This is a genomic window from Microbispora hainanensis (genome assembly GCF_006874475.1).
Lineage (GTDB): Bacteria > Actinomycetota > Actinomycetes > Streptosporangiales > Streptosporangiaceae > Microbispora > Microbispora hainanensis.
In genome coordinates this window covers 1-14,729 of the sequence record NZ_VIRM01000091.1, presented here as the reverse complement: position 1 = coordinate 14,729, position 14,729 = coordinate 1, and the positions used below count along the sequence as shown (strand labels likewise).

At 71.2% G+C, this 14,729-nt stretch carries 11 protein-coding genes and 1 pseudogene; 5 read left to right on the top strand and 7 right to left on the bottom strand.

Features of this window, described 5'->3' with window-relative positions; translation table 11 throughout:
- Positions 1 to 50: 50 nt before the first annotated feature.
- From FLX08_RS43180 to FLX08_RS43600, 7 genes and pseudogenes are all read right to left on the bottom strand, one after another.
- Positions 51 to 2,141: an ArnT family glycosyltransferase gene (locus tag FLX08_RS43180; protein ID WP_142625262.1), complete on the bottom strand. Its 2,091-nt coding sequence runs from the start codon at positions 2,139 to 2,141 to the stop codon at positions 51 to 53.
- Positions 2,138 to 3,310 carry a bifunctional glycosyltransferase family 2/GtrA family protein gene (locus tag FLX08_RS38845; RefSeq protein ID WP_142625261.1) on the bottom strand — a complete coding sequence of 391 codons (1,173 nt, stop codon included), beginning with the start codon at positions 3,308 to 3,310 and terminating at the stop codon, positions 2,138 to 2,140. Before FLX08_RS38845 ends, FLX08_RS43180 begins: the two co-directional genes overlap by 4 nt.
- A gap of 226 nt (positions 3,311 to 3,536) precedes the next feature.
- Positions 3,537 to 4,292 carry a YcnI family copper-binding membrane protein gene (locus FLX08_RS38840; RefSeq protein WP_167530751.1) on the bottom strand — a complete coding sequence of 252 codons (756 nt, stop codon included), beginning with the start codon at positions 4,290 to 4,292 and terminating at the stop codon, positions 3,537 to 3,539.
- A gap of 178 nt (positions 4,293 to 4,470) precedes the next feature.
- On the bottom strand, positions 4,471 to 5,223 hold the full coding sequence (locus tag FLX08_RS38835; protein ID WP_142625259.1) for a hypothetical protein: 753 nt from the start codon (positions 5,221 to 5,223) through the stop codon (positions 4,471 to 4,473).
- Positions 5,224 to 5,237: 14 nt separating this feature from the next.
- A complete protein-coding gene (locus tag FLX08_RS38830; protein ID WP_142625258.1) occupies positions 5,238 to 7,100 on the bottom strand; it encodes a copper resistance CopC/CopD family protein in 1,863 nt (620 codons plus the stop codon).
- Between the two features lie 70 nt (positions 7,101 to 7,170).
- Positions 7,171 to 8,643, bottom strand: coding sequence for an LVIVD repeat-containing protein (locus FLX08_RS38825; protein ID WP_208761955.1), 1,473 nt, complete (start codon positions 8,641 to 8,643; stop codon positions 7,171 to 7,173).
- 251 nt (positions 8,644 to 8,894) lie between these two features.
- Positions 8,895 to 9,937, bottom strand: a pseudogene (locus tag FLX08_RS43600) (NsdA family TPR-like regulatory protein).
- Positions 9,938 to 10,019: 82 nt separating this feature from the next.
- Here FLX08_RS43600 and FLX08_RS38815 point away from each other — a divergent pair.
- The 5 genes from FLX08_RS38815 (at position 10,020) to FLX08_RS38795 (ending at position 14,417) form a co-directional block, all read left to right on the top strand.
- Positions 10,020 to 11,201 carry a helix-turn-helix domain-containing protein gene (locus FLX08_RS38815; RefSeq protein WP_142625257.1) on the top strand — a complete coding sequence of 394 codons (1,182 nt, stop codon included), beginning with the start codon at positions 10,020 to 10,022 and terminating at the stop codon, positions 11,199 to 11,201.
- The gene (locus FLX08_RS38810; RefSeq protein ID WP_142625256.1) at positions 11,198 to 11,731 is read left to right on the top strand and encodes a flavoprotein; all 534 of its coding nucleotides are present in this window, start codon (positions 11,198 to 11,200) and stop codon (positions 11,729 to 11,731) included. The genes FLX08_RS38815 and FLX08_RS38810 overlap by 4 nt, the downstream gene beginning before the upstream one ends.
- Before the next feature lie 213 nt (positions 11,732 to 11,944).
- Positions 11,945 to 12,166 (top strand): hypothetical protein, encoded by a 222-nt coding sequence (locus tag FLX08_RS38805; protein ID WP_142625255.1) that lies wholly within the window; start codon positions 11,945 to 11,947, stop codon positions 12,164 to 12,166.
- On the top strand, positions 12,163 to 12,453 hold the full coding sequence (locus FLX08_RS38800; RefSeq protein WP_142625254.1) for a hypothetical protein: 291 nt from the start codon (positions 12,163 to 12,165) through the stop codon (positions 12,451 to 12,453). The genes FLX08_RS38805 and FLX08_RS38800 overlap by 4 nt, the downstream gene beginning before the upstream one ends.
- A 188-nt stretch (positions 12,454 to 12,641) precedes the next feature.
- Positions 12,642 to 14,417: an AfsR/SARP family transcriptional regulator gene (locus FLX08_RS38795; RefSeq protein ID WP_142625253.1), complete on the top strand. Its 1,776-nt coding sequence runs from the start codon at positions 12,642 to 12,644 to the stop codon at positions 14,415 to 14,417.
- Positions 14,418 to 14,729: the final 312 nt, after the last annotated feature.

Here is a 14,729-nt window from a genome sequence, read left to right as displayed (position 1 = left end):
TCGGCCGGGAAGGCCCGCCCCCTACCCGCCGAGGAGCCGGCCGAACGCCGTCAACCCAGCCTGTAGAGCGAGGATCCGCCGCCGTCCATGCCGGTGGACGTGCCGGTGGACGTGCCGCCGTACTCCGATGCGTCGACCGGGGTGCCGTGCGCCTTCACCCATGCGGTGACGTCCGCGCTCGCGCCACGAGAGGGTCCGAAGCCGCCGCCGGCCAGGATGTACTTCAGCTTCCCCTCGGCCACGTACCGCTGCAGCTTGCCGACCGTCATCGCCGGGTCGGAGCCGGTGAACCCGCCCATCGCGATGACCGGCTCGCCGGTGGACAGGATGAGCGACGACGCGCTCTGCGCGCTGTCCACCGCCACCAGCCAGGTGGCGCTCCCCTTGTTCCGCTTCAGGTACGCCGCCATCGCGGCGTCCACCTGGCCGCCGGGCCCACGCATGCCGCGTCCGCCCTGCCGGTTTCCGCCGGGCACGGCCCCGCCCGGTCCGCCGGACCTGCCGAAGCCGGCGGGGCCACCGAAGCCGCCGGGGCCGCCGGGGCCGAACCCTTGCGACGGCCCGGCCGTGGGGTTGGTGCCGTTCACCGCGGCGCCCAGCGGCGTCACCGCGTACGCCGCCGGACCGGCCAGCCCGGCCGCGACCGCCGCCGTGAGCGCCACCGCCGTGACCCGCGCGGCCGTCCGGCCGCCGCCGCCCGCAAGTGTCGTGCCCGCCAGGGCGAACACCGCGACCACCGTGCCGCCCGCGACGGCCCAGGCGAGCCACGGGACGAACTCCGGCGTACGGCGCAGCAGGACGAACGACCAGGCCCCGGTCACAGCGATCGCGGCGGCCAGGACCAGCCGCCAGACGGCCGACGCCCGGGCCGCCCGCCACATCAGCACACCGCCGATGCCGGTCAGCGCGGCGACCGCCGGGGCCATCGCGGTCGTGTAGTACGGGTGGAAGGTGCCGCTGGAGAAGCTGAAGACGGCGTAGTGCACGACGAGCCAGTTGCCCCACAGCAGCAGCGACGCACGGACCGTGCCCCTCGCCGTGCCCCTCGCCGTGTCCCTCGCCGTGTCCCTCGCCGGGCCCCCGGCCGGACTGACGGCCGATCCGGCGACCAGGACGAGGCCGCAGACGAGGGCCACGGCGGCGAACGGGAGCAGCCAGGAGATCTGCCCGGCCATGACGTCGTTGAACAACCGGCCCGCGCCGGACGGGCCACCGAAGCCGCCACCTCCGCCACCACCGGGACCAGCGGAACCACCGGGAGCACCGGGAGCACCGGGACTGCCGGGACCGCCGCCGAAGATCCGGCCCAGGCCGTTGTAGCCGATCACCAGGTTCCAGACGGTGTTGTCCGTGCTGCCGCCGACGTACGGCCGTGACGACGCGGGCCACCGGTCGATCACGACCATCCACCACGCGCTGGTGACCACGAGGACCGCCCCGGCGGCCGGCAGGCGCCCGGCCCGGCGTACGAACGCCCCCGGCGCGGCGTAGAGGTAGGTGAGCGCGAATGCCGGCAGCACGAGGTAGGCCTGGAGCATCTTGGTGTTGAAGGCGAGGCCCACCAGCACGGCGGTGCCCAGCAGCGTGCGCAGCCGCCCGGTGCGGATCGCCTCCAGGCAGAGCCATCCGGCCGCCACCAGCAGCAGCACCAGCACGGTGTCGGGGTTGTTGTCCCTGTTGATGGCCACGGTGATGGGGGTCAGCGTCATGACGAGCGCCGCCAGCAGGGCCGCGGCCCCGGCCGCACGGGCGTCGAGCCCGCGCAGCCCCCGCCGTACGGCCGAATGCACCAGGGCGACCGACGCCACCCCGGCCGCCGCCTGCGGCAGCAGCATGCTCCACGTGCCGAACCCGAAGATCCGGGCCGACAGGCCCATCACCCACAGCGCGAAGGGCGGTTTGTCGACCGTGATGTACGACCCGGCATCCAGCGCGCCGAAGAAGAACGCCTTCCAGCTCTTGGTGCCGGAGTAGATCGCGGCGGCGTAATAGTCGTTGGCGTACTCGTTGCGGCCGAGCGCCCACGTGTAGAGCACGGCCCCGAGCACGAGGACCGCCCACTTCCCCCAGCGCAGGGCGGGGGTCACGCGGTCCGCCGGGGCCCGGTGACCCATCGGGGTCCCGGAGGCGAGGAGGGTCATCGAACGTCCTTCCGGGGCGCGAAGACCCAGGTGCGCAGGAGCAGGAAGCGCAGCAGGGTGGCCAGGCCGTTCGCCACGACGACGGCGATCAGCTCGGCCGCCTGTGGCGCGCCGCCGGGCAGCGCGGCCAGCCCCGCGCTGGTCAGCGCGAGCCCCGCGACGAAGGCGACGAGCCCGCCGAGGTGGTGCCGCAGCGCCCCCGCCCGCCCCCGTACGCCGAAGGTGAAGCGGCGGTTGGCCGCCGTGTTGGCGACTGCGGTGACGAACAGCGCGACGGCGTTGGCCGCCACGGCCGGCAACATCGAGCGCAGCATCCAGAACAGCGCCAGGTATGCCACCGTGCTGATCGCCCCGATCACCGCGAAGGCGGGGATCTGCGTGCGCACCGGCGTCCGGGACGGCGGCGCGGCCGGGGCCGCGAGGCTCCCCCGGGCGACCCGCACCATGCCCTTGAGGTCGTCGACCGCCGTCCTGACGATGTCCACCCGGCTGTCGGGGTCGTCCGCCCAGTCGACCGGCACCTCGTGGATGCGCAGCCCGTGCTGCTCGGCCAGCAGCAGCAGCTCGGTGTCGAAGAACCACCCCTCGTCCTGCACGGTGGGCAGCAGGGCCTGCACGATCTCGGTGCGGGCCGCCTTGAATCCGCACTGTGCATCGGAGAAGCGCGCTCCCATGAGCGAGCGCAGCAGCAGGTTGTACGCCCTGGAGATGATCTCGCGCTTCGGGCCGCGCACGACGTTGGACCAGGGGGACAGGCGGGTCCCGATCGCCACGTCGCTGTGGCCGGTCATCAGCGGTGCGATCAGGGGGAGGAACGCGTCGAGGCCGGTCGACAGGTCCACGTCCATGTAGCCGACCACGTCGGCCTCGCTGGACTCCCACACCCGCCGCAGCGCCCGGCCCCGGCCCTTCTGGTCCAGGTGGACGGCCCGCACTCCCGGCAGCTCGTGGGCCAGCCGCCTGGCGATCGTCCACGTGCCGTCCGTGCTCGCGTTGTCGGCGATCGTCACGCGGAAGCCGTACGGGAAGTCGCCGCTCAGGTAGGCGTGCAGCCGCTCCACGCTCGCGGCCAGGACGCGCTCCTCGTTGTGCACGGGAACGACGACCTCGACCAGGCGGGTCCTGCGGGACGCCCCCGCCGCCGACTCGGAAACCATCGTCGTGCTCATGCCGTCCCCTCGCCTGACGGCTCGGAGTGGCGCCGCACCGGGGGCAGGCCGATGAGACCGGCGCGGGTCGCGCTGTGCCTGGGGAATCGCTCGCTTCGCTCGCTCATGGGCCCACGCTGGCGAGCGGGAATGGGACCGCTCTGAGGCGTTCATTAAGGCCACATGAATTGCGCCGGTGGCGGCCCCGAGGCAGGCCGCCACTCGGCACGGGAACGTACGGCGGTGCCTAACCTGTCCGGCGCCACCGCAGGGCCAGCGCCACAGCGCATGCCAGGCAGATCACCAGCGAGGCCGCGGACAGCCCGATCGCCCACGCCACCCCCGCGTCCGAGCCGGACTCCGGCGCGGCCGCCTCCGCTCCAGCGGCCGGGGCCGGACCGGGCACGGCGGCCCCCTTGGCCGCGAGATCGAGCACCGGCGCGGGCCGCTCCGCCTCATCGTCTCCCGCGCTCTCCTCCCCGTCCCCCCCGCTTTGCTCCTGGATCCAGCGCACCACTTCGCCGTCGCTGTAGTGCTGGAGCGTCTTGAATGTCAGCCGGTCGGTCTCCGGCAGCGGCCCGGCGCTCACCGAGAACTCGTCGTACTCACCCGGCCTGATCCCCGCGTCCTCATCCGACGCGGTCCAGGTGATCTTCGAGGCGACCTCGCCGATCTTCGTGCCGTGCGACTCGATCGGCGTGGCCAGAGTGGTCTTCTCGAGCTTGTACGACCAGCCGGGGTGCGGCTTCACCGAGACCGAGGCCAGGGGGAACTCGGTCGGGAGCTGCACCTCGATCTCGGTGGTGCTCGCGTCGTCGCGCTCGTTGGGGACCCGGAACGTCAGCGCGGCATAGCCGCCCTGGACCGCGGCGTCGGCGGTCACCTTCACATGCGCGAACGCCGCCGCCGGCAGGACGGCGACCAGGCAGGCCGCCACGGCCGCGACGACCAGCCCGCGTGCCGTACGGCGCAGCGCTCGCAGCCCCCGACGCGCACGGCGCACCCTGCCGTACGCGGCTCCGGCCGGTCCGGGGCGTGCCGGCGCAGCCGCCGCACCGCAGGCGACCGGATGCGCGCAATCGGCGCCCGTCGCGGTGGGCGCCACACCCGCCCGAAGTGCTCTGCCGCTCAACGTTCCTCCCATCGGCGGGACTCCCACCGTTTCGCTCATCGGTGATCCGCTAGCCGAGGCGGGCCAGCGTCGTCGTCATCAGGTCCTTGACCTTCTCCTCGGTGTCGGACCGGTCGCCCACCTTCTTGATCTGGGTGTACCCGACGTAGAGGACGGCGTTCGCCTTCTGCACCACGACGGTGACCAGGTCGTCATAGGTGTCCGAACCCAGATCCGCCGGCGGGGTGTGCACGAGGTGCTGGGCGAACCCCCGCCACCCGTCCAGTTCCACGGGCCTGCTGCTGGTCTTGTAGTCGCCCACGATGGACGGCGGCCCTCCGAGGATGGTGAACGTCGCCGGGCATTCGGCCGACTCGGCCGTCACGGCGTTCATCGCGTTGCCGGCGAGCGTGGTGCTCTCGAAGACCACCGCGCCCTGGGTGACGACCGGGAGGGTCTGCGGCCCCACCTTCGGCGGAGCGACGATGAACCGGCCGGTCGGGTTCCCGCCCACCGGCTCGATCGCCGCTTCCACCGGACCCTTGACGTCGTCGGCACGCTGCACGTACGGGCAGGTGGGGATGCTGTTCGGCGGCGTGTAGATGGTGTGCGAGGCGTGGTCCTCGTCCTCGAACGCGACCGCGCCCTTTCCCAGATCGGCGGCGCCGACGAAGCCGGAACGGATGGTCTCGACGGTGTAGGGCGGCTTGGCCACCGGCTCCGGTGTCCCGCCGGAACACCCCGCCAGGACGCCGACGGCGATCGCACCGGCGGCGGCCAGGGCCACCCGCCACGAGGGGGCCGTACGGTCAGCGCCTCGCATGTGTCGCCAGCCTTTCACTGTGCGGTGAACGGGACACGCACGCGTGTCTCGTCGAAGTCGGAAACGCGGATGTCCAGCCGCAACGCCCACTCCCCTGGATAGGGGATGGACATGGAGCCCGCCACGTAGTGGCCCGGTTCGGCCGCCGTCACCGCGACGGGCAGCGCAGGGACGCTGCGGTCCCGCGATTCGAGCGCGCCGGAGATCTCGGGCACCGGGACCAGCCTCCCGTCCCGCCCCGTCAGGTAGATGTCCGCCGTGTTGCCGCCCGGTCTCGCCGGTTCGATCTTCACCTGGATCGAGCCGCCGCGCAGCCCGCCGTACGGGCCGGACGCGTTCACGGCGCCCGCAATGGGGAACGGGACCGTGGTGTCCACCGGCGGCGCGTAGCTCGTGCGGGCCGGGGCCGTGTCGACCAGGACGGCGGTGATGGACACGACGACGATCCCGAGCACGACCTCGCCGGCGACCGAGCGGCGCAGCCTGCGCACCCCGGCGCCGGAGTCCAGGGGCGTACGGCGGGCACGGTCGCGCCGCTGGACGAACCGCCGCGATCCGGAGGCGAGCGCCAGCACGCCCAGCACGACGGCGAGCTTGACGAGCAGCAGCCGCCCGAAGCCGGTCGCGCCGAGCGCGCCCCACGTCCCCACCTGACGCCACGACAGGTACAGCCCGGTGACCGCGATCACCGCGAAGCACAGCAGCGCGAGCCGGGAGAACCTGGGGAGCGCGGGCTCGAGGGAGAGCAGCCCGGGGTCCCGCTTGCCGGCCGGAGCGAGCACGCAGAGCGCGAGCGTCACCAGGCCGCCCAGCCACAGCGCCATGGCGAGCAGGTGCAGGCTCGTCGCCGGGACGGCCAGCCAGATCTGCGTGCCGCTCTGCGCGTGGTCCGCGAGTGTCCAGGTCAGCGTCATGGCGATGGCGCCGACGACGGCGACCACGGGCAGCACGACCCTGCGACCGACGCCGCCGGGCTCGCAACGCGATGCCGGCTCCGGACCGCCCGTCTCCGGACCGCCCGGCTCGGGAGCGGTCGGCTCCGCATCGGCGACGGGCGAGGGGCGGCCAACCGCGATCAGGAAGACCACGCCGAGGACGGCCACGAGCACCAGCCGGGCCAGCAGCGCGTACCCAAGCCGGGTGGACAGCGTCGCGCCCAGCAGGCCGGGGTCGAACACCCCGGTCAGCGGCCTGCCGTCGGCGTACGGCCCCTGGACGAGCAGCACCACGGCGGTGCCTGCGGCCAGTCCGGCGAACCCCGACCAGACGACGCGCCGGCCGCGCCGGTCGCCGCGGCCCGCGGGCCAGATCGCGGCCACGAACACCCCGCCGCCGAGGGCGAGGGCCACCCCGAGGTACGCCACACCGCGGCCGACCGCGGCGACGACGGGGACCACGCGGTCGGCGTCCTGCTCCACGTCAGCGGCCATCGCGCTCGGGTGGCCGACGCTGAAGCTGAACGCTCCCGACACCACGTGCGAGTCCACGGACGTCACCCGCCACGACACGACGTAGGTTCCCTCGGCCAGGTCCCGGGGCAGGCTCGCGCGCGCCGTGTCGGCTTTGCCGTCCGCGAACTGCGCCGCGCCGATGGCCAGCTCCTTGCCGGTCGGGTCGAGCAGCTGGATGGACCGGCCGCCCAGGCTCACCGCCTCGTCGAAGCGGAGCCGTACCTCGGCCGGGGGCGAGGCCAGCACCTGCCCGTCGACCGGCGAGCTCTCCAGCAGGTAGGCGTGCGCGTACGCCGGACGGGCCGCCACACCGGGGAGGAGGCCCACGACCAGGCCGCCTGCCACCAGGAGCACGACCGCCACGAGCCGCGCGACGGGCACGGCGGCTGTCGTCTCCCGCGTGAGATGTCGGCGTCGCACCGTCACCCTTCCACTCCGTCAGGGCGGAGCCGGCCCGGGCGGGGAGTTCCGCCCGGACCGGCCCCGGCTCGGACGGTTACTTGTCGCAGGAGTTCCAGCAGATCTTCTTGTCCGGCTTGCCCGCCAGCTTGCCGTCGAACCGCAGCACGTCGACGCCCCGGTTGTAGTCGGCGACGTAGACCAGGCCGTTGTGCCAGTACGCGGCCGACGCCGAGCCTCCGGTCACATCCGTGCCGGACGGAACCCGGAAGTAGCCGACCTGCGTCGGGTTGGCCGGGTCGGACACGTCCAGGAACCGCGTGCCCTGCCCGTACCACCCGATCGCCACGATGTTGCCGTTGACGGTGAACCAGTGGGCGGAGCAGCTACCGCTGGTGGCCGACCCCTCCTTGCCCCAGGGCGACCAGTGGCTGACCAGGTTGAGCCGGAGCGGCTTCTCCGGCGTGGACTTCCAGCCCTCGCCGTCGTAGCTGCCCTTCAGCGACACGATCTTGAACTCGCCCGCCTGCGAGCAGGTGGTGATGTTCTCGTTGGTGACGTAGACCAGCTCGCCCTTGTCGAAGGAGCCGAGCTTCTCGGTGTTGTGATACGCGTTGTGGTCGAAGTAGTCGAAGAACTCGGTGCCCTGCGGGTTGGTCGGCACGGCCGTGCCACCCGCGTACGGGATCGGGTCGTAGGCCGTCGCCACCCGCTTGGTCTTCCGCACCGGGTCGTAGTGGTTGCCCTTGGTCCAGTAGCCGCGGACGCCGCCCTCGCCGGAGACCCAGGCGACGCCGTTCTTGTCGACGTCGACACTGTGCACGTAGTCGGTGACGCCGTCGAACCGGCCGAGGTCGAGCGCCAGATCCAGGGTCTTCGGGTGCTTGGGGTCACGGATGTCGGTCACCCGGACCGGCACGCCCTTCCAGGACGGGTCCTGGCCCGGCGTACCGGTGTTGGCCGGTCCGACCGACCACAGGTAGGAGCAGTCGTTGATGCAGGTGGCCGTGTGCCCGGCCGCGATCGGCTGGAAGACGACGACCTTCGGCTTCCAGGGGTCCTTCACGTCCACGATGTAGACGCCGGACTGGCCGGTCGAGACGGTGCCGCCGAAGCCGCGCGGGTCCCTGCTGAGGAAGACCAGCTTGCGCTTCGGGTCGACGGTCATGTTCTCGCCTTCCCAGAACCTGTCCTGGGTGTCCCCCGGCTGGCGCAGCTGGGCCGCCGTGACGGTGGAGACCAACGCCGGGTGCTCGGGGTCCTTGAGCGACCAGACGGCCAGGCCGCCTGTGCCGTTGGCGAACATGAAGTCGTAGCCGTACTTGTCGTAGCTGATGAAGTTCAGCCCTGAGTAGCCGCTCACGCCCTTGACGTTGTCGAGGAACGTCACGTTGCTCTTGACGGCGGTCGTCGGGACGTTGTGCACGTCGTCCAGGACCGGTCCACCGTGGGCGGAGTTGTCGGATGGACGCTGATCGGACGGTGTGTCGGCGAACGCCGAGCCTGCTGCGGGGATCTGCAGCGCCGCCGCGGTCAACAGCGCGGCAGCGGCCGCTACGAGAGGTTTCACTCTCACAAACCCTCCTTGAGGGGCAGCGAAGCGGATGTAAGCCGCATCGCCGAAGATCGTGATCAAACTGACTCTAATCAGCACGAGAGTGGATGTCAGTAGTCAAAGATCTCAGAAAGGTATCTTTAGGGACTCAGGGAAACCCTGGTTTCAGGCCGACCACATCGCGCCGAGCGCGTCAAGCCCAACGCCACGTCGCCTTCACGCGCCCACACCAACCGGCCCCGATGCTGCGGCGGCCCAATGACGGCCTATCGGCTGCGCTCGAACAGTTCGCGCACCTGTGGCATGTCTCGGTACGGCGCCAGCCGATCGAGGACGACACGCTGACGACGCGCCGTCCTGTCGCTGGCCACGTCCTTCGAGAGGTCGAGCATCCGCGAGGCCGCACGGGCCGCTTCCCCTGGCTCGTTCGCGTCTACGAGCGCGACGGCGAGCCAGGACAGGTACAAGGCGAGTTCCCGGGCGTGCGTGGCGTCGTAACGGGCGAGGACATCGGTGAGTAGCGGTACTGCGCGAAGCGGGCGCCCCAATTCGGTGTAGGCGCGAGCCTCCATGATCTGCAGCTCGTGGGCGTTCCCCCAGTACAAGTAGGCGGGCTCCTCCTCGTCGCCGTCTTGTCCCAGGGCTGCCTCGGCCTCGCCCAGCGCTCGTATGGCAGCCTCGGCTTCGCCGACCGTCACGTGCGCCCATGCCACTCGATCCCAAGCGAGGGCACGCGCCCGCCTGACGCATGCGGCCCGAGTGCCTCGACCGCCGCGCAGGCCAACGTCACCCCTTCATTGGGGTCGCCGATGTTCGTGATCTGGTAGGCCAGGGAACCGAGGAGGTTCGATTCCAGGGTGCCGTCCCCGGCCTCCTGAGCGGCGCTTATGCCGAGACGGTAAACGCGCGCTGCTTCTTCAGGTCGTCCCGCGTCGCTGGCGATCCATCCGGTGATTTGCGCGAGTTCCCCGATCACGCCGAGCAGCGCGCGACTCGTGGTTCCGGTGTAGGTGGATTCGCGGTAAAGCGGTGTGGCGGCGTCGAATTCGCGGAACGCGGGCTGGAGGAGGTCGCCGCCGGCCAGCACGTCGTCAGCCAGGCGCGGCCGGTGGACTCTCGCGGACAGATCGGCGACCATGCTCAATCCGATGCGCCGCCCATTTCCCACGGGAAGCGGCGTAAGGGCGTCGCTATCACGCAATTTGGCGAAGACGTCGTCAAGGCTCGGGGATGGGAGGTGCGACAGGTCTGGAGCTACAGCCGGTCGCGGCGTTCGGCGCGCGGCCCATGGGGGAAGTTCGGAAACCATCCCCTGTGCACCTCGGTGTCGGACGCGGGGGCGTCGGAGAGGTGCCGTCGCGTTCCGGGCGCGGACGGATTGAGGCGATGGAATGAACGATCGGGAGCTGGGCCGGCGGGTGGCGTACTGGCGGCGTCGGCGCGGCCTGACTCAGCAGATCCTTGCCGACCGGCTTGGCCGTTCGATCAGTTGGTTGCGCAAGGTGGAGGCCGGGGTTCGGAGCGCCGACCGGCTCTCCGTCCTGGACTCGCTCTGCGAGGCGCTGAACGTCGATCTGCAAACCCTGATCGGCGAGGAGCCCGTCCGGAGCGGAACCGTGTGCATCGACGACGCCCAGGTCGAGCACATCCGGAACGCTATGGAGCGTTACGCCCTCAATGCCGGACCGGGAGACCTCGCCCGGTTGCGCCGCCAGGTCGCGTACGCCTGGAGCGCGTTCGAGGTGGCGGACTACGACGTCATCAGTCAGGTGCTCCCGGAGACGCTGGAGAACGCCCAGAGCAATCATGCGGCGCTGGGGACGGAGGAGTCGGCCCGGCTGCTCGCCGAGGCGTACCAGATCACCTCCAGCACCCTGCGGAAGCTCGGAGAGCACTCGTTGGCCTGGCTCGCAGGAGACAGGAGCATGGCGGCGGCGCGCCAGATCGGAGACCTGTCGCTGCTGGCCGCCGCAGGATGGCGCATCGCGCTCGCGCTGCTGTCCATGGGGCGAGCGGAGCCCGCACTGGACATGCTTGTGGGCCTGGCGAATCGGCTCAGTGCCGAGTCGGACACGGAGGAGCGGCGTGCCCTGTACGGGCATGTGCTGGTGCAGGGAGCGATGGCAGCCGCAGCGCTGGGCAGGCACCCCACGGTGAGAGCTCTGATCGCGGAAGCTCGGGAAGCGGCACGGTCCGTGGACGTCGCCGGAAACTATCACTGGCTCGCGTTCGGCCCGGCCAACGTCACGATCCACGAGGTTGCCGCGCTGGTCGCGCTTGGCGAAGGCGGCCTTGCCGTCGAGGTGGCCGGCGGGGCCGACCCGTCGGCGCTCGCGGCGATGCGCCGTGAACGCAGGGCCGCGTTCCTCGTGGACGTGGCGCGCGGGTACAGCCAGTGGGGCCACAGGGAGGAGGCCGTACGCACGTTGCTGGAGGCCGAGCGCGTCGCCTCCCGCGAGGTGCGCTGCCGCCCTCTCTCGCAGGCCATAATCGCCGACGTGCTGCGTCGTACGAAGGGACCGGCTCCTACGGACCTTGTACGGCTGGCCGCTCGCGCGGGAGCGCAGGCATGAGCCGGGGCGTGCTGTACGTGATCGCGTGTGGGTCGCCCCCGGCGCGCGAGGTGGACAAGCTGGTCGTGGCGGCCCAGAGGCGAGGGTGGCAGGTGTGTTGCCTCACCACTCCGATGGGGCGGCGGTTCGTCGACGTCGAAGCGCTGGAGCGGCTGACCGGATACCCGGTGCGCAGCGAATATAAGAATCCCGGCGAACCGGATGTGCTCCCTCCTCCCGACGCCGTGATCGTGGCACCGGCCACGGTGAACACGATCAGCAAGTGGGCACTGGCCGTGTGCGACACGCTCGCGCTCGGCATCATTGTCGAGGGAATAGGCAAGCGGCTTCCGATCGTCGCCATGCCCTTCACGAACTGGGCGCACGCCGCTCACCCCGCCTTCCAGGAGCACATCGACAAGCTCAGGTCCTGGGGAGTCGACGTGCTCTTCGGCCCGGACGTCTATCCGCTGCACGAGCCGGGCACCGGGGGCCGTTACCTCCACCTCTTCCCCTGGGAACGAGCCCTGGACCGCCTCGACGGCCATTGAAGGGCCCCTGCACGCCGACGACCGATCGTCTCGCCTTGATCACGGAAGGTGACACGCGCTGTGCCGCCTCTCGCTCGTCGCGCATCACAAGATTGGGTCGTCCGAGCCGGTCATACAGGTAGGAGCGCCAGAGCCACTGCCTGCATGAAGCGGACCCGCCGGCGGTGCCCTACATCGCCGACGGGTCCTTGATCAAAATGGTGGTCCTGACCCATGACACACAACAGTAGGGCTATCGCCGCCGCCCGGCCGGTGTTCGCCGGGTGGCGGATCATGCGGAGCGACGCCGGGCGGTTGTGGGCGACGCGCGAGCGGCCGTTCCCCGCGGCCGTGGAGGAGGCGGGCGCGCACCGCACGGTCGACGCCGACGACCTGGTCGAACTGTGCCAGGTGATCGCCGCCCAGGAGGGCCTCGCCGAGCAGGCGGCCCGGTGACCGCGTCCGCCGCGGTGCTCGACGTCACCGCCGCGGAAGAGGACGGCGACGAGGACTGTCCGGGCGTTTCACCACACCCGGCCGTCCCCCGCCCGGACGACGAGGCACGCATCGGGCTCGGCCTGCGCCTGGAAAACGCGAAGCAAGCCCTGACCACCGGACTGGACGTGCAATGGGGCATCTGGCTACGCGGCGGCCGGTTCGTCACCTGCGCCGTCACCTGCTGCTCCCCGAACCGCGACGCCGCCCACCGCTGCCCCGGCCCCCTGAACCGCCCGCCTGCCTGACGCCCCCGTGACGGCAGGGATAGCGGTCCGAGCGCGCCCGTTGCGGCGTTCGCCGGGGAGTGGCCGTCGGCTCCTTGCTGACGCTCGCCCGCCTCCGCCACGCCCAACGCCAAGCACGCCGCCGCGGCCGCCGCATCGCCCTACCTGCCGACCCTGGGATCCTGCGTACAGAGCAGAAACTGCGCCGCTTGGCCGCACCCGACGCCCACGCACAATGCCGTCAGGCTCTTGCCACGCTCGGCGACGTCATCGCCGCTGCCGACCGCGACCTGCCGCACGTGCTCGGCGCACGCGTCTGCGCCGACACCGTCGAGCTACTGCTGGCCCAGCCCGCCGGCACGCCACCCGCCCCGTTCACCCAGGGCCGGACCAAGGCGACCTGGCGCATCCACCTCGACAACGCGCCCCACGCGGACAACTTCCGCGACGTGCTCCCCGCACTGCTCACCACCGGACACCTCGACGACGGACACGCACTCCTGGTGAACCTCGAACGCCTGCAGACCGCCACCGCAACCGGCCCCGATGAGCTGGTCGACCGCTTCCTCATCACAGCGGCCAACGAACTCACCACCGGCGACGGGCCATGGTTCGACGTGCTCGCCGTCGGCTTCCCCGAACTGCACACGGCCGGAGCACGCATACGACCCTGCACCGACCTGACCGAAGCACTCGGCCTGCTCGCCGACCGAGCCCGCGACCTCCGCGGACGACTCGCCACCACCAGCGATCCGGCCGACGTGGCCGACCGCCGCCTGCACGATCCCGATGGCGACTGGACCCTCACCGTCCTGATCAGCAGGAACACCCCTTCGCCTGACCAGCTAGCCCGGCTGGTCGACACCGTCACAGCCCTTCCCGGCGGCCTGGCCGCCCTCGTACCCGGAGACGCCACCGGCGCGCCCGCGCGGTTCGCCCTGTCGCAGGACGACCAGGGCCCGCGCCTGGACGTCACCCCACTCGGCCTCACAGTGGGGCCGCACCTGATGGCGGTCGAGTCCTACCAGCGGCTCGGGGAGTTGTTCACTGCTGCCGCCGACACGAGCGATGTCGCAGCAGGCGACCCGCCGTATGACGCGTATGCAGGCGAGAGCCTGCTGCCGTTGGCAAGCGGAGCGAGCGCGTCATCGGCCTCGGTACTTACGGACGAACAGCAGGAAGAGGCGTCGTCCGAGAGAGAGCCCGAACAGCAGGATGAGGTCGCGGAGCCTGGGGCCCAACGTGACGAGGCGCTGGACGCCGTGCAGGTGTCCATCCTCGGGCCGCTGGAGATCACTGGCACCGTCGCCGACCTCCAGCCCAAGATGGCCGAGCTCGTGCTCGCCCTGGCCTTCGCCGGGCCGACGGGGCTGCGCAACCTCCAGCTGGCCGCGATGATGGGGCCCGACCCCGACACCCCCAAGCCCTCAGACCAGCTCCGCCAGCTCATCACCCGCACCCGCGGCAAACTCGGCAAAGCCCCCGACGGCCAAGCGCGCATCCTGTGTTACTCCGCCTACGTCTACCGCACCCACGCCATCACTCTGGACTGGACCCGCTTCCAGGAACTCGCCGACCGCGGTGCCAAACGTAACTCCACCACCGACCTATGGGAGGCCCTCGCCCTGGTCCGAGGACCGGTGCTGGACGGCTGCTACCACTGGTGGCTGGAAACCCCGCTCATCGAAAACATCCGCGCCGAAATCGTCGACGCAGCCGACCTGCTCGCCGAGCTCGAGCTCGACGCCGGCCGCCCTGACCGCTCCGCACGAGCTGCACGGATGGGGCTCGCCTCCGACTCCTACGCCGAACAGCTGTGGCGCGCCCTGATGCGGGCCGAGTACGAAGCCGGGAACATGAGCCGCGTCCACGAGGCGTGGAAGGCATGCTTGAAAGCGATAGCCGAGGTCAGCGCCGACGGTGACCCACACCCCAACACCGCCGCCCTCTACCGACGGCTCACCGCCGCCCGACACCCCGCCTGATGGTTGTCCGGCGCGGCTGCCCCCACGGGATCTGGCGGTGGTGACCCGCTGCTGGTGCGACAGCCGGGCTGGCCACAACCAGCCTCTCAGCTCTCCCGCCCCTGCAGCCACGAACGTGTTTCGGGACTGGTAGGGACTGTACAAACAACGGCTCTGTCCCGTAATCGGCTCTGTCCCGTAATCGGTGGTGGCGCTCAGTGATCACCTGCCAGCCTGAGGCGTGCTGAAGATCACTGATCTGGTGGGTGTGGTGTTCTCGGGGCTGTCTGACCTGGTCATCGTGGATGTGGCGGACGAGCACGACCTCATTCA